Origin of the sequence: Streptomyces noursei ATCC 11455, from assembly GCF_001704275.1 — a bacterium.
Lineage (GTDB): Bacteria > Actinomycetota > Actinomycetes > Streptomycetales > Streptomycetaceae > Streptomyces > Streptomyces noursei.
Map to the genome: position 1 here is coordinate 5837285 of NZ_CP011533.1, position 18328 is coordinate 5855612.

General features: G+C 72.5%; 21 protein-coding genes. 11 read left to right on the forward strand and 10 right to left on the reverse strand.

Translation table 11 applies throughout. From position 1 onward, the window contains the following. Positions 1-45 precede the first annotated feature (45 nt). Together SNOUR_RS24735 and SNOUR_RS24740 are read left to right on the forward strand one after the other, a co-directional pair. A complete protein-coding gene (locus SNOUR_RS24735; protein WP_067351011.1) occupies positions 46-687 on the forward strand; it encodes an IclR family transcriptional regulator in 642 nt (213 codons plus the stop codon). A 129-nt stretch (positions 688-816) separates the two neighbouring features. Continuing rightward, a complete protein-coding gene (locus tag SNOUR_RS24740; RefSeq protein ID WP_067351013.1) occupies positions 817-1605 on the forward strand; it encodes a S16 family serine protease in 789 nt (262 codons plus the stop codon). Positions 1606-1636: 31 nt separating this feature from the next. Here SNOUR_RS24740 and SNOUR_RS24745 read toward each other — a convergent pair whose 3' ends face one another. The 6 genes from SNOUR_RS24745 to SNOUR_RS24770 form a co-directional block, all read right to left on the reverse strand. Further along, the gene (locus SNOUR_RS24745) at positions 1637-2059 is read right to left on the reverse strand and encodes a hypothetical protein (RefSeq protein ID WP_067351015.1); all 423 of its coding nucleotides are present in this window, start codon (positions 2057-2059) and stop codon (positions 1637-1639) included. A gap of 169 nt (positions 2060-2228) precedes the next feature. Then, positions 2229-3209 carry a glycine betaine ABC transporter substrate-binding protein gene (locus SNOUR_RS24750; RefSeq protein WP_512700991.1) on the reverse strand — a complete coding sequence of 327 codons (981 nt, stop codon included), beginning with the start codon at positions 3207-3209 and terminating at the stop codon, positions 2229-2231. A 14-nt stretch (positions 3210-3223) separates the two neighbouring features. Further along, complete coding sequence (locus SNOUR_RS24755; RefSeq protein ID WP_067351020.1) at positions 3224-4108, reverse strand: ABC transporter permease; 885 nt, start codon at positions 4106-4108, stop codon at positions 3224-3226. Further along, positions 4105-5409 (reverse strand): betaine/proline/choline family ABC transporter ATP-binding protein, encoded by a 1305-nt coding sequence (locus SNOUR_RS24760; RefSeq protein ID WP_067351023.1) that lies wholly within the window; start codon positions 5407-5409, stop codon positions 4105-4107. Before SNOUR_RS24760 ends, SNOUR_RS24755 begins: the two co-directional genes overlap by 4 nt. Next, entirely contained in the window at positions 5402-6049 is a 648-nt protein-coding gene (locus SNOUR_RS24765; protein ID WP_067351026.1) for an ABC transporter permease, read from the reverse strand. Before SNOUR_RS24765 ends, SNOUR_RS24760 begins: the two co-directional genes overlap by 8 nt. Before the next feature lie 66 nt (positions 6050-6115). After that, positions 6116-6583 (reverse strand): Lrp/AsnC family transcriptional regulator, encoded by a 468-nt coding sequence (locus SNOUR_RS24770; protein ID WP_067351029.1) that lies wholly within the window; start codon positions 6581-6583, stop codon positions 6116-6118. A 129-nt stretch (positions 6584-6712) separates the two neighbouring features. On the opposite strand from SNOUR_RS24770, the gene hppD reads away from it, so the two are divergent. Together hppD and SNOUR_RS24780 are read left to right on the forward strand one after the other, a co-directional pair. After that, positions 6713-7870, forward strand: coding sequence for a 4-hydroxyphenylpyruvate dioxygenase (gene hppD, locus SNOUR_RS24775; protein ID WP_067351032.1), 1158 nt, complete (start codon positions 6713-6715; stop codon positions 7868-7870). A 148-nt stretch (positions 7871-8018) separates the two neighbouring features. Continuing rightward, on the forward strand, positions 8019-9383 hold the full coding sequence (locus SNOUR_RS24780; protein WP_067351034.1) for an FAD-binding oxidoreductase: 1365 nt from the start codon (positions 8019-8021) through the stop codon (positions 9381-9383). On the opposite strand, the gene SNOUR_RS24785 is transcribed toward SNOUR_RS24780, so the two are convergent. Both SNOUR_RS24785 and SNOUR_RS24790 read right to left on the reverse strand, forming a co-directional pair. Beyond that, positions 9361-9738 (reverse strand): hypothetical protein, encoded by a 378-nt coding sequence (locus SNOUR_RS24785; RefSeq protein ID WP_067351037.1) that lies wholly within the window; start codon positions 9736-9738, stop codon positions 9361-9363. The genes SNOUR_RS24780 and SNOUR_RS24785 overlap by 23 nt on opposite strands. Then, entirely contained in the window at positions 9735-10079 is a 345-nt protein-coding gene (locus SNOUR_RS24790; RefSeq protein WP_079142867.1) for a hypothetical protein, read from the reverse strand. Before SNOUR_RS24790 ends, SNOUR_RS24785 begins: the two co-directional genes overlap by 4 nt. Before the next feature lie 189 nt (positions 10080-10268). On the opposite strand from SNOUR_RS24790, the gene SNOUR_RS24795 reads away from it, so the two are divergent. The 4 genes from SNOUR_RS24795 to SNOUR_RS24805 are packed head-to-tail and all read left to right on the forward strand — an operon-like array spanning position 10269 to position 12179. Beyond that, the gene (locus tag SNOUR_RS24795) at positions 10269-11213 is read left to right on the forward strand and encodes a helix-turn-helix domain-containing protein (RefSeq protein WP_167739067.1); all 945 of its coding nucleotides are present in this window, start codon (positions 10269-10271) and stop codon (positions 11211-11213) included. Next, positions 11176-11316: a DUF397 domain-containing protein gene (locus SNOUR_RS48465; protein ID WP_312633561.1), complete on the forward strand. Its 141-nt coding sequence runs from the start codon at positions 11176-11178 to the stop codon at positions 11314-11316. The genes SNOUR_RS24795 and SNOUR_RS48465 overlap by 38 nt, the downstream gene beginning before the upstream one ends. Then, complete coding sequence (locus SNOUR_RS24800; RefSeq protein ID WP_312633563.1) at positions 11313-11720, forward strand: helix-turn-helix domain-containing protein; 408 nt, start codon at positions 11313-11315, stop codon at positions 11718-11720. The genes SNOUR_RS48465 and SNOUR_RS24800 overlap by 4 nt, the downstream gene beginning before the upstream one ends. Before the next feature lie 48 nt (positions 11721-11768). After that, positions 11769-12179 carry a VOC family protein gene (locus tag SNOUR_RS24805; protein ID WP_039641541.1) on the forward strand — a complete coding sequence of 137 codons (411 nt, stop codon included), beginning with the start codon at positions 11769-11771 and terminating at the stop codon, positions 12177-12179. Between the two features lie 11 nt (positions 12180-12190). Here SNOUR_RS24805 and SNOUR_RS24810 read toward each other — a convergent pair whose 3' ends face one another. Beyond that, entirely contained in the window at positions 12191-13858 is a 1668-nt protein-coding gene (locus SNOUR_RS24810) for a hypothetical protein (protein ID WP_067351045.1), read from the reverse strand. 142 nt (positions 13859-14000) lie between these two features. On the opposite strand from SNOUR_RS24810, the gene SNOUR_RS24815 reads away from it, so the two are divergent. Further along, positions 14001-14291: a hypothetical protein gene (locus SNOUR_RS24815; protein ID WP_067351047.1), complete on the forward strand. Its 291-nt coding sequence runs from the start codon at positions 14001-14003 to the stop codon at positions 14289-14291. Positions 14292-14368: 77 nt separating this feature from the next. After that, positions 14369-15871: a dihydrolipoyl dehydrogenase family protein gene (locus SNOUR_RS24820; RefSeq protein WP_079142868.1), complete on the forward strand. Its 1503-nt coding sequence runs from the start codon at positions 14369-14371 to the stop codon at positions 15869-15871. Between the two features lie 66 nt (positions 15872-15937). Here the strand turns inward: SNOUR_RS24820 and SNOUR_RS24825 are convergent, their stop codons facing one another. Further along, on the reverse strand, positions 15938-16414 hold the full coding sequence (locus SNOUR_RS24825) for an SsgA family sporulation/cell division regulator (protein WP_067351050.1): 477 nt from the start codon (positions 16412-16414) through the stop codon (positions 15938-15940). Between the two features lie 240 nt (positions 16415-16654). Here SNOUR_RS24825 and SNOUR_RS24830 point away from each other — a divergent pair, with 240 nt between their 5' ends. Further along, a complete protein-coding gene (locus tag SNOUR_RS24830) occupies positions 16655-18229 on the forward strand; it encodes an RDD family protein (RefSeq protein WP_067358718.1) in 1575 nt (524 codons plus the stop codon). Positions 18230-18328 lie beyond the last annotated feature (99 nt).

The window sequence follows — 18328 nt, forward strand, 5'->3', positions numbered from 1 at the left end:
GCACGCCGTGTACGGACGCCGCCACTCACCTCAGGAGGGGGCGTCGTGACTGCAGAGACCTCCCAGACGCTCGACCGGGGACTGCGCGTCCTCAAACTGCTCGCCGACACCGACCACGGGCTGACCGTCACCGAGCTCTCGCACAAGCTCGGCGTCAACCGCACCGTGGTCTACCGCCTGCTGGCGACGCTGGAGCAGCACGCACTGGTGCGCCGGGACGCCGGCGGTCGGGCCCGGGTGGGACTGGGCGTGCTGCGCCTGGGCCGCCAGGTCCACCCGCTGGTCAGGGAGGCCGCGCTGCCGGCCCTGCGCTCGCTGGCCGAGGACGTCGGCGCCACCGCGCACCTGACCCTCGTCGACGGCACCGAGGCGCTGGCGGTCGCGGTCGTCGAGCCGACCTGGACCGACTACCACGTCGCCTACCGGGCCGGTTTCCGTCACCCGTTGGATCGCGGGGCCGCCGGGCGGGCGATCATCAAGGCCCGCCAGGGCCGCCTCCAGGACGGTGGACTCGCCCTGACGCACGGGGAGTTGGAGGCCGGGGCCAGCGGTGCCGCGGCGCCGCTGCTCGGCGTCAGCGGGATCGAGGGCAGCGTGGGCGTGGTGATGCTCACCGACAACGTCGGGGAGCGGATCGGGCCGCGGGTGGTGGACGCGGCCCGGGAGGTCTCCGAGGCGCTGCGCTGAGGCCGCGGCGGTCGTCGACCGCCCGCGACCGGTGACGATCACGTGTTCCGTGTGGCGACCCTGTGGCGCTGCCGTGCGCCCAGGGCGCCGCGCGGGGCGGATGGGGTGGGGGTCCTTTAGGGTGGCGGGGTGTCCTCACGCGCCCGTGCCCTGCTGGTCTGCACCGCCCTCGTCCTCGCCGTCCTCGTGACCGCGGCCCTGGCGCCGCTGCCGTACGCGGTCGCGTATCCGGGTGTGACGGCCAACGTCCTCGGTGACGACAAGGGCAAGCCGGTGATCACCGTCTCCGGTGTCCGCACCCGCGACACCAGCGGGCAGCTGCGGATGACCTCGATCACCGCCACCGGGCCGGACGCCTCGGTCCATCTGCCGGACGTCGTCCGGGCGTGGTTCCGCACCGACGAGGCGGTGATGCCGCGGGACTCGGTCTACCCGGTGGGCAACAACACCGAGGAGATCGCCGAGCACAACGCGGAGCAGATGAAGCAGTCCCAGGAGAGCGCCACCCACGCCGCGCTGAACCGGCTGGGCAAGTCCCCCAAGGACGTCAAGGTCACCCTGAGCCTCGCGGACATCGGCGGGCCCAGCGCCGGCCTGATGTTCGCGCTGGGCATCGTCGACAAGCTGGACGGCGACGGTGCCGGACGCGACCTCACCGGCGGCCGGACCATCGCGGGGACCGGCACCATCGACGCCGACGGCGCGGTCGGCGCGGTCGGCGGGGTGGCGCTCAAGACCCAGGCCGCGCGCCGCGACGGCGCGACGGTCTTCCTCGTCCCGCGCAAGGAGTGCACGGACGCCCGGGCCGAACTCCCCAAGGGGATGCGACTGATCCCCGTCACCACCCTGGACGGCGCGGTGGACGCCCTCAAGGCCCTCAACTCCGGTGGTGCGGTGCCCAGTTGCACCGGCGCCTGAGTCGAGGGCCCGAGAGCGCTCAGCGCCGCGTTCAGACGGTCGCGATGGTCTCCCGGTCGGCGTAGCGGAAGCCGTCCTCGTCGAAGTAGAAGACGGTGATCTTCACCTCGTCGCCCTTGGCGAAGCCGCCCCCGCCCGGCTTGAGCTTCACCTGCGCGACGTGGTCGGCGTAGTCGCAGACGAGCTTGTCGGTCTTGATGGTGCCGGCTCCGGTCTTGGCCAGCTTCGAGGAGGTGAGCTGCTCGGCGTTGGCGACCAACTCGTGGTGCATGCCGGGGTCGCAGGAGTACGTGACGTTCACCTTCAGGGCCGGCGCGTCCAGTGCGACCTTGTCGATGGCGATCAGGTTGGCCTTGGCCGAGGCGGTCGGCGCGGCGGCCAGGACGCCGGCGCCGACCAGGGCGGCGACGGTGGCGGCACCGGCGAGACGGCGGCGGATCCGGGATGCCTTCATGGAGTTCTCTGCCCTTCCCCCTGCGCGGTCGCGGTTGTGGCGACTGCGACACTTGTTCGTTTTTGGGTGGAGCAAACATACGTGATCTTGCGGGGAAACGGGGGCTTTTTCCGGACGCTCGCTCCCCCCCCGGCTCGCGCCACCGGCAGGAGCGAGCCGGCCGCCGCCCTCAGCCGCCGCCCTCCTTGATGAACCCCTTCTTCACCAGCCACGCCTTGGCGACCTGGTGCGGATCCCGGCCCTCGACGTCGACCTCGGCGTTGAGCTTCCGGGCGACGTCGTTGTCCAGGGCGGCGGTGACCGGGGCGAGGACCTCGGCGATCCGCGGGTGGCGGCGCAGCGCGGCGGCGTTGATCTCCGGCGCCGCGTTGTAGTTCGGGAAGAAGTGCTTGTCGTCGGCGAGGACGGTCAGCCCCATCGCCTTGATCCGGCCGTCGGTGGTGAACACCTCGCCGAACGTGCAGGACGTCCCCTTCGCCGTCTCGGTGTAGACCACGCCGCCGGTCATCCGCCGGACGTTCCCGGGCGGGATGTCCATGCCGTACGCCTTCGCCATCCCGGGCAGGCCGTCGTTGCGGGTGGCGAACTCGTTCTCCACGCACAGGGTGACCGCGCCGGGGTCCTTCTTCAGCAGCGCGGCGACGTCGGAGAGGGTGCGCACCCCGTACTTCTTCTCGTTGGCGGCGTTCAGCGCCAGCGCGTAGGTGTTGTTCAGCCGGGACGGCGGCAGCCAGACGATGCCGTTGCGGAGGTCGGCGTCCCGCACCGCCACCCACTGCTGGTGCGGGTCCGGGATCGGTTTCTCGTGGCCGAGGTGGGTGATCCAGCCGGTGCCGGTGTACTCGTACATCCCGTCCGCGGTGCCGGTGCGGACCGCCTCGCGGGCGCCGATGGTGCCCTGGATGTTGGTCTTGTCGATGACGGTGGCGCCGGCCGCCTTGAACACCAGCCCCATGATCTGGCCCAGGATGATGTTCTCGGTGAACTCCTTGGACGTGACGGTCAGATCGGCCCCCTTGAGGGGCAGCCCGCGGCCCACCGTCCCCGGCCTGACGTCGTCGGACATCGGGCTGCCGCTGACCAGCCCGCAGCCGCCGAGCAGCACGGCGGCCAGCAGCGCCGCGCCGACCACCCCGCACGCCCGCCGCACCCCCCGGGTCCCCCTCACGTCGCCACCTCCAACCCGCGCGGGCGCAGCAGCAGTTCGGCCAGCGAGGCCAGCCACTCCACCAGCAGCGCCAGCGCCACGGTCAGCACCGAGCCGAGGATCAGCACCGGCATCCGCTGGGTGATGATGCCCGCCGAGATCAGATCGCCGAGCCCGCCGCCCCCGCCGAACGTGGCCAGCGTCGCGGTGCCCACGTTCAGCACCAGCGCGGTGCGCACCCCGGCCAGGATCAGCGGGACGGCCAGCGGGAGTTCGACCTTGGTCAGTACGCCCATGGGGGACATGCCGATGCCGCGCGCCGCCTCGGTCAGCGTCGGGTCGATGCCGCGCAGCCCGGCGAGGGTGTTGGCCAGCACCGGCAGGACGGCGTAGACCACCATGCCGACGATCGCCGAGCGGGCGCCGATGCCCAGCCAGATGACCAGCAGCACCAGCAGGCCCAGCGCCGGGACGGCCTGCCCGAGGTTGGCGAAGGCCATCGCGACCGGGGTGGCCCGGCGCAGCCGCGGCCGGGTCAGCGCGATGCCCAGCGGGATCGCGATCACCAGCACGAAGACGGTGGAGATCGCGGTCAGTTGGACGTGCTGGCGCAGCGCCAGCCACACCTTGCCGTGATCGACCGCCTGGTGGGCGATGGAGTCCAGGCGGGCGCCCCGGAACCACAGCCAGGTCGTCAGCAGCGCGGCGGCCAGGAACGCCGGCATGAACGTCCACTTCCGCCAGCTGATCCGGCGCCCGCCGGGGGCGAGGGACGCGGTGGGCGCCGTCCCGGCCGCCAGCTCCCGCTCCGCGGTCTCCGCGTCGTCCGGGACGGCCGCGCCGGCGGGTCCGTCCGCCGGCCGGCGGCGGCCCCCGCCGTCCGGCGACGCGCCCGGCGTCACGCCCGGCCTCCCGCGCCGCCCCCGGGCCCGCCGGCGCCGTCCAGGCCCTCCTGGGCGAGCTGGGTCCGGTGGGCGCCCAGCGCCCGGAGCTCGTGCTGGTGCTCCAGGGCCTCCAGACGGTCCGCCTCCAGCAGTTCGTGGACGTTGTTCATCAGCGTCTCCATGTCGACCACACCGAGGAACTCGCCGCGCCGGCCGGTGACCGGGACCCGGCCCGCGCTGTCGGTCAGCACCGCCTCCAGGGCGTCCCGCAGCGTCGCGTCCCGGGTCACCGTGTCGGTGACCAGCGTGCCGGCCCGGGCCAGCGACTGCTTGGCGCGCGAGAGGTCGCCGCGGCGCAGCCACTTGTACGGGCGGCGGTGGCGGTCCAGCAGCAGCACCTCGTTGGTGGTGCCGTCGCGCAGCAGGTCGAAGATCGACTGGAGCGGGTCGTCGAGCTGCGCGGTGGGGAAGTCCACCACCTCCACGTCCCGCACCCGGGTCAGGTTCAGCCGCTTGAGCGCCGCCCCGGCGCCCACGAAGCCGGAGACGAAGTCGTCCGCGGGGTTGGTGAGGATGGCCTCCGGGGTGTCGAACTGGGCGATGTGCGAGCGTTCGCGGAGCACCGCGATCCGGTCGCCGAGCTTGATCGCCTCGTCGAAGTCGTGGGTGACGAAGACGATCGTCTTGTGCAGTTCGTGCTGGAGCCGGATCAGCTCGTCCTGGAGGTGGTCGCGGGTGATCGGGTCCACGGCGCCGAACGGCTCGTCCATCAGCAGCACCGGCGGGTCGGCGGCGAGCGCGCGGGCCACCCCGACCCGCTGCTGCTGGCCGCCGGAGAGCTGCCGGGGGTAGCGGTGGTGGAACTCGCCCGGGTCCAGGCCGACCAGGTCGAGCATCTCCTCGACCCGTGCCCGGGTCCGCGCCTTCGACCAGCCGGTCATCCGCGGCACCAGCGCGATGTTCTGCGCCACCGTCATGTGCGGGAAGAGCCCGGACGCCTGGATGGCGTAGCCGACCTTGCGGCGCAGCCCGACCGGGTCGATGGCGGTGACGTCCTCGTCGCCGATCCGGATCCGGCCCGAGGTCGGCTCGATCAGCCGGTTGATCATCTTGAGCGTGGTGGACTTGCCGCAGCCGGACGGCCCGACGAAGACCACCGTCTCGCCGGCCCTGATCTCCATGCTGACGTCGTCCACCGCCGGGGCGGGGTTGCCCGGGTAGACCTTCGTCAGGTGCTCCAGGCGGATGGCGGCGCCCACCGAGCCGGCCGGCCGCGCGGCGGCGGTGTTGCTCCCGTGGCTCGCGTACGGCTCAGGCACGGATCCCCCTGGGAATGGTCAGGCGTCCGATCAGGACGTAGGCGGCGTCGAAGAGGAGGGCCAGGACGACGATCCCGAGGGTCCCGGAGAGCACCTGGTTGAGCGCGTTGGCGCTGCCCAGCGAGGCGATCCCGCGGAAGATCTCGTTGCCGAGGCCGGGGCCCGAGGCGAAGGCGGCGATGGCCGCGATGCCCATCAGCATCTGGGTGGCGACCCGGATGCCGGTGAGGATCGGCGGCCAGGCCAGCGGGAGTTCGACCCGGAAGAGCCGGGCGGTCCGCGACATCCCGATGCCCTTGGCCGCGTCGACCAGCGCCGGGTCCACCCCGCGCAGCCCCACGATGGCGTTGCGGACCACCGGCAGCAGCCCGTACAGGGTCAGCGCGACGACGGTCGGTGCCACGCCGAGGCCCACGACCGGGATCAGCAGGCCGATCAGGGCCAGGGACGGGATGGTCAGGATCGTCGCGGTGGTCGTCGTGGCGAGTGCGCCGGCCCATTCGCTGCGGTAGGTGGCGACGGCGATGACGACGCCCAGGACGGTGGCGACCACCATGCACTGGAAGACCGCGCTGGCGTGCTGGAACGTGTCGGTCAGCAGCTGGGCGTGCCGGCTGCCGACGTACTCCCAGAAGCTCACCCGTCGCCTCCTCGGTCCGTCGCCCGGTGCCGGCCGCGCCGGAAGCGGCCGGGGCGCCCGCCGCCGTCAGCCTCCCGCGGCCTGCTTCACCAGCGGGATGATCCGCAGCGGAACCGGATTTTCCATGACGATCGCCGTCGATGCCCGCACGATGCCATCAAAGCCCACGACCCGGTCGATCACCCGCTGGAGATCGGCGTTCGACCGCGCGACGAGCCTGCAGAGCATGTCCCCGTGTCCGGTCGTTGTATGCAGCTCCAGTACTTCCGGGACGGACGCCAAGTGGGCCCGCACGTCGCTGCCTTGGCCCTGTTTGATCTCCAGGGTCGCGAACGCGGTCACCGGATAGCCCAGCGCCGCCGGGTCCACGTCCGGCCCGAAACTCCTGATCACTCCATTCGACTGAAGCCGGTCCAGGCGCGCCTGGACCGTCCCGCGGGCCACTCCCAGCCGGCGGGACGCCTCCAGCACGCCGATCCGCGGCTCCCGGGCGAGCAGTTCCAGCAACGCCCCGTCCAAATGATCGATCGCCATGGCCGCGCACTCCGATTTCGATGGTCATCATGTACAGATCGCTCGACGGTACCCGTCAGTCGCTATACAGACTGCCCAGTAAATGCGCAAACTATTGCGCACCTTGTGGATCGGCGGGACTCTGCGGACATGGCAGACACCACGATGCACACCCAGCCCACCACCCCGGCCACGGCCCGGCAGGCGGACCCCTTCCCGGTCAAGGGGATGGACGCGGTCGTCTTCGCCGTCGGCAACGCCAAGCAGGCCGCGCACTACTACTCCACCGCCTTCGGCATGAAGCGCGTCGCCTACCAGGGCCCGGAGACCGGCAGCCGCGAGACGGCCAGTTACGTCCTGACCTCCGGCGGTGCCCGGTTCGTGTTCACCTCGGTGGTCAAGCCGACCACCGAGTGGGGCCGCTTCCTCGCCGACCACGTCGCCGCGCACGGTGACGGCGTCGTCGACCTGGCCATCGAGGTGCCGGACGCCCGCGCGGCGTACGCCTACGCCGTCGAGCACGGCGCGACCGGCCTGGAGGAGCCCTACGAGACCAAGGACGAGCACGGCACGGTCGTCCGGGCCGCCATCGCCACCTACGGCCAGACCCGCCACACCCTGGTGGAGCGCACCGGCTACGACGGTCCGTACCTGCCGGGCTTCGTCGCCGCCGAGCCGCTCGTCGCCGCCCCGACGAAACGTTTCTTCCAGGCCGTCGACCACTGCGTCGGCAACGTCGAACTCGGCAAGATGGACGAGTGGGTGGCCTTCTACAACAACGTCATGGGCTTCACCAACATGAAGGAGTTCGTCGGCGACGACATCGCCACCGAGTACTCGGCGCTGATGTCCAAGGTCGTCGCGGACGGCACCAAGAAGGTGAAGTTCCCGCTCAACGAGCCGGCCGTCGCCAAGAAGAAGTCCCAGATCGACGAGTACCTGGAGTTCTACGGCGGCCCCGGCGTCCAGCACATCGCGCTGGCCACCAACGACATCGTCGCGTCGGTGCGCCAGATGCGCGCCGCGGGCGTGGAGTTCCTCGACGTGCCCGGCTCGTACTACGACACCCTCGGCGAGTGGGTCGGCGAGACCCGGGTCCCGATCGACGAGCTGCGCGAGCTGAAGATCCTCGCCGACCGCGACGAGGACGGCTACCTGCTGCAGATCTTCACCAAGCCGGTCCAGGACCGCCCGACCGTCTTCTTCGAGATGATCGAGCGGCACGGCTCCCTCGGCTTCGGCAAGGGCAACTTCAAGGCCCTCTTCGAGGCCATCGAGCGCGAGCAGGACCGGCGCGGCAACCTCTGACCCGGCCCGGCCGGTGCCGTCCTACCGGCCGAGCCGCACCCCCCCCGTGGGCCGTACACGATCTTCCGCGTACGGCCTGCCCGCCCGTCGCCCGACCTCCACCCCCAGAAGACAGCGCTGCGCGCTGGCCCCATGGCAGGCTGAAACCATGGACCTCATCGAACGCCTGAGCGCCGGGCTCCCGGCGGAAGCGCTGCTCACCGACCCCGACGTCACCGGTTCCTACGCCCGGGACATGGCCAACTTCTGCGACGCGGGCGCCCCCGCCGTGGTCGTGCTGCCGCGCACCGTCGAGCAGGTCCAGCACGTGATGCGGACGGCGACCGAACTGCGCGTCCCGGTCGTCCCCCAGGGCGCGCGGACCGGGGTCTCCGGCGCCGCCAACGCCGTCGACGGCTGCATAGTGCTCTCCCTCGTCAAGATGGACCGCATCCTCGAAATCAACCCCGTCGACCGGATCGCGGTCGTCGAGCCGGGCGTCATCAACGCCGTTCTGTCCCGTGCCGTCGACGAGCACGGCCTCTACTACCCGCCGGACCCCTCCAGTTGGGAGTCGTGCACCATCGGCGGCAACATCGGCACCGCCGCCGGCGGCCTGTGCTGCGTGAAGTACGGCGTCACCGCCGAGTACGTGCTCGGCCTGGAGGTGGTCCTCGCCGACGGCCGGCTGATCAGGACCGGCCGCCGCACCGCCAAGGGCGTCGCCGGCTACGACCTCACCCGCCTCTTCGTGGGCTCCGAGGGCAGCCTCGGCGTCGTCGTCCGCGCCACCCTGGCACTGAAGCCCGCCCCGCCCCGACAGCTCGCCCTGGTCGCCGAGTTCGACTCGGTGACGGCGGCCGGCGAGGCGGTCTGCGCGATCATGGCCGACGGCCACACTCCCTCCCTCCTGGAGCTGATGGACCGCACCACCGTCCGCGCGGTCAACGCCATGGCCCGGATGGGCCTGCCGGAGACCACCGAGGTGCTGCTGCTGGCCGCCTTCGACACCCCCGACCCGGCCGCCGACCTCGCCGCGGTCGGGGCGCTGTGCGAGGCGGCCGGCGCCACCCAGGTCGTCCCCGCCGACGACGACGCGGAGTCCGAACTCCTGCTCCAGGCCCGCCGGTTGGCCTTCACCGCCCTGGAGCGGATCAAGCCCGCGATGCTCATCGACGACGTCTGCGTGCCGCGCTCCCAGCTCGCCACGATGCTGGCGGGCGCCGCCGCCATCGCCGAGAAGTACGACCTGACCATCGGCGTCTGCGCGCACGCCGGCGACGGCAACACCCACCCGCTGGTCTGCTTCGACCCGGCCGACCCGGACGAGGAGCGGCGCGCCCGCGAGTCCTTCGACGAGATCATGGCGCTCGGCCTCCACCTGGGCGGCACCATCACCGGCGAACACGGCGTCGGCGTCCTGAAGAAGGACTGGCTGGCCCGCGAACTCGGCCCCGACGGCGTGGCCCTGCACCGCGGCATCAAGCAGGTCTTCGACCCGCTGGGGATCCTCAACCCCGGGAAGCTGTTCTAGGGCTCGCCGGGCCCGACGGGGTCGTGGGTTCACTGGGCTCACCGGCCTCGTCGGGGTCGTCGTCGGGCACCGGCAGCCGGGCTCCCCGGCTCTCCGCGACCCGATGGACGACGACCAGCGAGTCCTTCAACCGCACGGTGAGCAGCTGAAGTTCCCCCGCGGTCCAGGCCCGGCCGGACAGCACCCGCTCCGCCTCCTCGATGAGGACGGCGGCGAAGCCGAGCTGCTCGGCCTCCATGCGGTCGGCGAGACGGGAGACGTACCCGGTCCCGTCGCCGGGGAACAGGAAGCACGGGTTGCCGTTCGCGGTCGTCCAGGGCAACAGCCGTGGCCTGCCGTCGGCGTGCTCCGTCATGCGGCCACCTCCATCCCGCGGAGCTCGCGCGGAGGGATCTCGACGCCGTGCGCCGCGAGCCACAGCACCCGCCGCCGCCCGCGCCGCGACCGCCGTTCCCGCCGTTCCCGGCGCTGTTCGCGCTCCGCCGTGCTGAGCACGTACGGCCGGACGAGGTGAACGTCCTCGCCGCGCAGCGGTGCCAGCGGTTGGACGCGTCCCCGGAGCGGCGCGACCGCCGCCGGCCGGGCCCCGCCGTGCGACGCGACGGCCGGATGGACCTGGCCGGCGGCCCGATGCCGCCCACCGGCCGGAAATAACAGCCGCAGCAGCGGCGTGAGCAAGCTCGCGATACGGTTCATCGTGTCGTCAACTCCCTGAAGTTGGTGGCCATGCCCCCGGACCGGTCGCACGGTCGCGGGGGTCTTGTGCGAGTGGCCCGTCGTTCCGCACCCAACCCGTTACGTTGGGTGGGTACAGCGTTGCTCTGCGGAGTTCCGGGGTGCAATGCCTGACGCGTGCCACTTGCCGACTGTCACAAAGGGGGATGCGTGAGCCGACGCAATGCCACAGGGGGAACGGCAGCCACCAACGCCGCGGTGTTCGGGGAGGTGTTGAAGCACTTCCGGGAGGCGGCCGGACTCACCCAGGAGGAGCTGGCGCGGAAGATCCCGTGCGACCGGTCGCAGGTGGCCAGGGTCGAGCGCGGAACGCGCGTCCCACACGAGACCTCCGCCGAGAAGTGCGACGAATTACTGGGCACGGGTGGGGTGTTGAAGAGGCTGTGGGGGAGGATCGACTGGTACCCCGAGGTCGCGCACCCTGATTGGTTCCAGCGTCGGGCCGATATGGACGCGGTGGCGGTCGTCCTGCGCGAATACCAGTCTCAGGTCATGCCGGGGCTATTGCAGACGGAGGACTACGCATGTGCATTGTTCTCCCGAGTCGCGCATGGTGACGACGTGACCGAGCGCGTCAGGGCGCGACTCAGCCGACAGCAACGGTTCCTCGCCCCGGACGGCCCTCTCTACCTGGTTGTGTTGGACGAAAGCTGTTTGCGCAACGTCGTGGGTGACCCGGCGGTGATGTACGGCCAGTGCGCACACCTGTTGGTCGTGGGGAAACTCCCCAACGTCCGGGTGCAGATCGCCCCAGCCGGCCGTGCCGATCTCGTTCGCCCCAACACTTCCATGTCATTGATCAAGCTGGCGGACGGGTGTGAGTGGGTCTACTCGGAATCACTGGACCGTGGCCATTTCAACGACGATCCAGCCGTCTACGGGCGTCACAGCCAGACCTATGATGTGCTCAGGGCGGACGCTCTGTCAGCCCCGGATTCTGCCGCGCTGATCGAAGAAGCGATGGAAGGGTACGGACACCGTGGACAGGCACGAGTTCAACTCGGCGACGTGGGTCAAGAGCAGCTACAGCGGCGACAACGGCGGCAACTGCATCGAGGTGGCCCCCGATATCCCCGGCGTCGTTCCGGTGCGTGACAGCAAGGTTCCGCACGGTCCGGTGGTGGTTTTCCCGGAGGCGGGTTGGGCTTCGTTCGTCGGGGCCGTCAAGGGTGGGGTGTTCCCTTCGATGGTGTCGTGAGTCGGGCCGTAGAGGACAGCAATCGCCGCATGCTGCGGGCGCGGGACGCCATGGACCATGCCTATGCGCAGCCGTTGGACGTGCCGGCCCTGGCGCGGATCGCGCATGTGTCGGAGGCGCACTTCACGCGCACCTTCCGGGCCACGTTCGGCGAGACGCCGCACCGCTACCTCCAGCGTCGCCGGGTCGAGCGGGCGATGTTCCTGCTGCGGGAGACGGACCGCAGCGTGACGGACATCTGCTTCGAGGTGGGCTTCGGCAGTCCGGGGACCTTCAGCCGGACGTTCCGCGACATCGTGGGCCGGTCGCCGCGGACGTACCGCAAGGAGACGCCGGCCACGGGCGTCCCCACGTGCTTCGCGATGGCGTGGATGCGGCCGAGTTCCGCACCGTCCGCCGACTGAGCAGTTTTGGATAAGTATTCGTCCGGCGTGCTCAGTAGCGTGATCCCCATGTTCAACGCCATCACGCAATCGCAGATATACGTCCTGGACCAGGACGAGGCCCTCGACTTCTACGTGGGCAAGCTCGGCCTGGAGGTCGCCGCCGACGTCGAGCTGGGCTTCATGCGCTGGCTGACCGTCAGCGTCCCCGGACACCCGGAGCGCCAGATCCTGCTGGAGAAGCCTGGCGCTCCCGCGATGTCCGAGGAAACGGCGGAGCAGGTGCGGGAGTTGGTGACCAAGGGGGCGATGGGCGGCTGGCTCATCTTCACCACGGACGACTGCCGCAAGACCTACGAGACGCTGCTGGGCCGGGGCGTCGAGTTCACCGAGGAGCCCACCGAGCGCCCGTACGGAACCGACTGCGGTCTGCGCGACCCGTTCGGCAACCGCATCCGGTTCACCCAGCCGCTGGCCTGAGCGGGCGGCCCTCAGGCGTAGTGCTCCAGCGCGTCCCGTAGGTGGTTCTCCGGGCCGCGCAGCAGGAGGGCGCGGAGTTCGCCCGCCGGGTCGCAGATGTGGACGTAGTCCTCGTCCTCCTCGTCGTCTTCCCAGTCCTCGTCCTCGTCCGCGTCCTCGTCGGGGGCGGGTTCGGGGGCCTGCACCATCGGGACGGCGTAGGTGTCGTCGGGGTTCTCGGGGGGCTTCGGGTGGCACCGCCACAGGGCGCCGCACTCGGCGACCTGGACCTCGCCGAAGTACCAGGCGGCGCCGACCAGGAACGGGTCGGCCTTCGCGGCCACCATCTCCTCGTAGGTGGCGAAGCGTTCGCGCACCAGGGTTTCGAGGCGGTCGAGGGACTCGGGGGAGAAGTCCCAGGCCGCGGTTCCGCCGCCCGCCGCGTCGGCCCAGGCGGGGAAGGCGGCGCGGCGTTCGGCCAGCCAGGTGCGGAGCCGGTGGTTGTCGTGCCAGTCGGGCCCCGCGAGGTCGTCGGCCGCGGTCAGCGCCGCCAACTCGGCCTCGGTGAGGGGCGGCAGGGCGGGCGTCGCCAGGTGTTCCGGGCGGGCCTGCGGCCACAGGGCCTCGGGCCAGGGCGGCGCCTCGGCGTACTCGCCGTGCGGGCGGGGATCGGGGAAGCGGGCCACGATCTCGTGCAGGTCCCTGCCGGCGACGGCCTCGCGCAGCATCGCCCCCGGGTGTTCGGCGTGGCCGTCGTGGCGGAGCCGCTGGCTGACGAAGAAGCTGCCGGTCCAGGGGTCGTCCGCCGCGTGCGGGGTGCCGGGCGGGGCGTCGGGGTCGACCCCGCGGTACTGCCACAGCGCGTCCTTCTTCTCGACGACGTAGTGGCCCACGTACCAGGCGGCCATGATCCAGAACCGTTCGTCCGCGACCCGGTCGTAGTCCTCGACCGTCCGGAAGTGCTTGCGCAGCAGCGCCTGCAGGGCGTCCAGGGACGCGGGGGCGAAGAGCCAGCGCTCCCGGCCGCCGGCCTCCTCGGCCCACCAGTGCAGGTAGTCGACCATGCGCTGGTTGCGCCAGCGCTCCGCGGCGTGGCAGGACGAGATGACCGCGCCGGCATGCACCCACGGTGTGCGGACCCGCCGCGGCCACCACTCCGGATGCTCCCGCTGCCGGTCCCGGACCGCCGCCCGCAGCAGCCGCACCGCCGTGGCGAGGACCTGCCCCGACCTCTCGCGCAGCGCCTGGCCGACGACGAGCAGCGGCACGACCGGCGGCAGGGCGAGGGCCGGGTCCGGGCGGACGACGGGCAGCCCGTCGGTGCCCGCGGTCGCGTCCCAGTCCCAGCGCCCGCCCGCCTCCTCCAGCAGGGTCTCGCCCAGGTAGGCCGCGACGGCCTCGACGTACAGCGCGTTGCCGTCGTCCCGGCCGTCGTCGTGCGAGCAGAAGTCGAGCATCGCCGCTTCCAGCTCCGGCAGCGAACCGGCGGTGTACTCGTGCTCCCAGCCCTCGTGCATGAACTGCTCGTAGAAGAGGGTCATGAGGTCGTGCAGGCGCGCGATCCAGAGGTGGAGCCGGTGGGCGGGCGAGCCCTCCGGGGCGTGTCCGCCCGCCAGGTAGTCGTGGTCCGTGGCGTGGTCGTGGTCCGCCGCGTGGTCGTGGTCCGTCGTGCGGACGTCGTGCGTCGTGTGGTCGTCCATCCCTGGGTCCCCCGTTCGGACATCGATGAGGAACGACCTTAGATCACCAAGTCCGTTGATTTTCACGGGTGTCGGGGTGTGGTGGCGGCGGGGGAGAGGCGGGCGGTCCTTCGCCCAGGTCAGGGACCGTAGGCTTCCTGGCATGGACACTACTTTCAGCGCCCTCGCCCTCTTCGTGCTCGCCCTCGCGGTGCTCGCCTCCGCCACCGACCGCCGTACGAAGCCGCTGGAGCGGCGGATGGCGCGACTGGAGCAGAAGGTGGACCGGCTGATGGCCCACCTCGGGATGGAGGAGGTCGAGGACCCGCGGATGGCCGAGGTCGACGCCCTGCTGGCGAAGGGCAAGACGGTCCACGCGATCAAGGTCTACCGCGAGGTGACCGACGCGGGGCTGGCGGAGGCGAAGGAAGCCGTCGAACGCCGGATGCGGTGAGCCCGCACCGGGAAGAGGATGGCCGATAGGGCCGTGGGACCCCGGCCCACCCCATGCGCGGCAGGGAGCGAGCGTCGATGGCAGCGAACCGAGCGAGCGAAGCGACCGACGGCACGGAAACGGCCGGCGGAGGGGGGCCGGCCGGCGGCGACCGGGCCGCGCCCGACACCTACGACGTCATCGTGCTGGGCGGCGGGCCGACCGGTGAGAACCTCGCCGACCGGGTGCACGCCGCCGGTCTGAGCGCGGTGCTGGTGGAGCACGAACTCGTCGGCGGGGAGTGCTCCTACTGGGCGTGCATGCCCAGCAAGGCCCTGCTGCGCCCGGTCACCGCCCGCTCCGAGGCGAGCCGGGTGCCGGGGCTGAAGGACGCGGTGGCCGGACCGCTGGACGCCCCCGCCGTCCTCGCCCACCGCGACGCGTTCGCCTCCTACTGGAAGGACGACGGGCAGGTCCGCTGGCTGGACTCCGCCGGGATCGACCTCGTACGCGGACGGGGACGGCTCGCCGGGCCGCGGCGGGTGACCGTCGACGGCGGGCGGACGCTGATCGCCCGGCACGCGGTCGCGGTGTGCACCGGCAGCCGCCCGGTGCTGCCGGACGTCCCCGGGCTGGCCGAGGCCAAGCCGTGGACCAGTCGCGACGCCACCAGCTCCAAGACGGTGCCGGGCCGGCTGGTGATCGTCGGCGGCGGGGTGGTGGGCGTCGAGATGGCGACCGCCTGGCGCGCGCTGGGCGCCTCGGTGACGCTGCTGGTGCGCGGTGACGGGCTGCTGCCCCGGATGGAGCCGTTCGTCGGGCATCTGGTCGCCGAGTCGCTGGCCGAGGCCGGGGTGTTCCTGCGGACCGGCACGGAGGTGCGCGAGGTGCGCCGGGAGGCGCCGGGTGGGCCGGTCACCGTCGTACTGGGTCCCGGGGACGAGATCGTCGCCGACGAGCTGCTGATCGCGACGGGCCGCGCGCCGCGCACCGAGGACCTGGGTCTGGAGACCGTCGGTCTGACGCCGGGCGGCTGGCTGGAGGTGGACGACACCCTGCGGGCCACCGGTGTGCCCGGCGGCTGGCTCTACGGCGCCGGCGACGTCAACCACCGTGCCCTCCTCACCCATCAGGGCAAATACCAGGCCCGGATCGCCGGCGCCGCGATCGCCGCGCGGGCCCGCGGGGTGCCGATCCTGGAGTCCGACCGCTGGGGCGCGCACAGCGCCTCCGCGGACCGGCACGCCGTCCCCCAGGTCGTCTTCAGCGACCCCGAGGCCGCGGCGGTGGGCCTCAGCGCCGCCGAGGCCGAACGGGCCGGGCACCGGATCCGCGTCGTCGACCACGACCTGGGCGCGGTGGCCGGTGCGTCCCTGTACGCCGACGGCTATCGCGGGCGCGCCCGGATGGTCGTCGACCTGGACCGCGAGGTGCTGCTGGGCGTCACCTTCGTCGGGCCGGGCGTCGGCGAACTGCTGCACTCGGCCACCGTCGCGGTCGCCGCGGAGGTGCCCGTCGAACGCCTCTGGCACGCGGTCCCCGCCTATCCGACGATCAGCGAGATCTGGCTGCGGCTGCTGGAGACGTACCGCGGCGACTGAACGGGTGCCGGCCGCCGGGCGGGGCCGGCACCGGGAGGCGTACCGGGGGGAGTGCGACACCACCGTCTACGCCCCTGGCTCCTGGGCGTCGTCCGCCGGCCAGGGTCCGTTCGGCCCGGCGTCGTCCCGGGAGGCCAGCGCGAACAGCGCGCTCAGCCCTTTGTCGATGCCCAGGTGCGTGCTCTCCGAGCCCGGCGGCACGATCCGCAGGGAGCGCTCCAGCCAGGCCGACACCGCGGCGGCCGGCGCCTCCAGCAGTGCGTCGCCGTCCGGCGAGGTCAGCGCCATGCAGACCAGGCTGCGGCCGTCCAGCTTCGTCGGCCAGACCCGTACGTCGCCCTCGCCGGAGGGCCGGAACACGCCCTCGACGAGCAGTTCGCGGGCGAACGTCCAGTGCACGGGGGCGTCCGACCCGACGTGGAAGGTGACGTGGACGGCATAGGGGTCATCCGTCCGGTAGGTGAGTCGGGCCGGTACCGGAATGCTTCGCTCCGGCGACAGGACCATGTTCAGTTCCAACTCTCGTTCCACCACGGTGTGCATCGTTCTCCGCCTCTCTCCGGCTCCCTGCGCGGGGCCCTGCGCGGGCCCGCACCGGGAGAGAGCGGCCGGCGGCCGGACTCTTACACGACTTCGGAGAACTTTTTTCCGGGAGTTCCCGGTGGCTGCCGGGGCAGGGGAGGAACACGGTTACGACCCGGGGTCTGATAGATGTGGACGCCGCGTTGCGGCAGACTGCACCCCGACACCCACCAGGCCGAGAACAGATACGGGACTTCGGACATGAGCGCCCCTACCTCAGGATCCGCCGGCGGCAGCCCCACGCCAGGCTTCTACCCGGACCCGTCCATCCCCGGCTACATCCGGTACTGGAACGGTGCCGCGTGGGTGCCGGGCACCAGCCGCCCGGCCCCCGCCGAGGGTGAGCCGATGCCGGCGCCGCCGCCCGGCACGGCCCCGGCGTCCCCCGCGCCCGCCGCCGTCGAGGAGACCGGCCCGGTGTTCCTGGACGAGGCGGACCCGGCCGGCTCCGGGGCCCGGGCCGTCCGCCCGCACGGCGACGGCCAGGCCCCCGGCGCGAGTTGGGACGACCCGGCGCGGCTGCACGGCGCCGGCCCGGAAGGGGCGACGTCCTGGCACGCCGACGCCTCCCGGCAGTCCGGCTTCGGCGAGGAAGCCCGGATCTCCTGGGGCGCGCCCGGTCAGGCCCCCGCCGGCACGCCGGCCGGCGGCGCCTCCTGGGCCAACCTCCCGCCGCAGCGCGCCGCGGAGGGCGACCCCGCCGCGGCCGGTGACGCGCCCGCCCCGGCGCCGGACGCCCCGGCCGACGGGACGGTCACCATCCGCGCCGTCAACCCGGCGGGCCGCCGCGGTTCCGGCGATCAGGGGACGACCGCGATCCGCGCGGTGCGGCCCGGGAACCCGCCCGGGAAGGCACCCGCCGGGGACCAGGGCACCACCGCCTTCCGCGCCGTCCGGCCGGACGCCGGCGAGGGCGGCCAACCCGCCCCCAAGAACGAGACGATGGCCTTCCGGCTGCCGGCGGACGACCGGTCCACGTCCGGCCCGGCCGGCGGCGCCCCCCGGTCCCTGCCCGCCACCGGGGCGCCGGCCGCGCAGCAGCCGGCCCCGCAGGCGGCCCAGCCGCCGGCCGCGCAGCAGCCCCCTGCCGCGCAGCAGCCCCCTGCCGCGCAGCAGCCCCCTGCCGTGCAGCAGCCCCCCGCCGCGCAACAGCAGCCGGCCGCCCCGGCGCCCGCGACCGGTCTCCCGCCGCAGGGCGGCGCCGCCACCGGCGACGACGGCGTCATCCCCTGGAAGCCGCCGTCCTCCGACGTCTTCTTCGCCGCGGCGCAGGCCGCGCAGGGCCATCCGGCGCCGCTCGGCCGCCGGTTGGCCGCCCGGCTGATCGACACCGTGGTGCTGGCGCTGATCACCCTCGCGGTGGCGCTGCCGCTGTGGTCCACGGTCACCGGCCACATCGACGCCAAGGTCGAGGCGGCCAAGCAGTCCGGCCGCCAGGTGACGGTGTATCTGGTCGACGGCACCACCGCGCCGGTCTTCCTCGCGATCCTGGCGGTCGTCCTGATCGGCGGCGGCCTCTACGAGGTGCTGCCGACCCTCAAGTGGGGCCGCACGCTGGGCAAGAAGCTCTGCGGCGTCCGGGTGCTGGACATCGAGAGCCACGACACCCCGGTGCTGGCGCAGGCCATCAAGCGCTGGCTGGTCTACGGCGTGCTCGGGATCCTGGTGATCGGCGTGGTCAACGCCCTGTGGTGCGTGTTCGACAAGCCGTGGCGGCAGTGCTGGCACGACAAGCTGGCCCGCACCTTCATCGCCTCGGACGCGGCGTCCGACTGACCGTCACCCGGTCGTTCCCCGGGGCGTCACCCGCCCTGACGGCCCGGGTACCCCGATCGGACGTCGCCGGATGCGGGGCCCGCCGGCAAGGGGTCGACT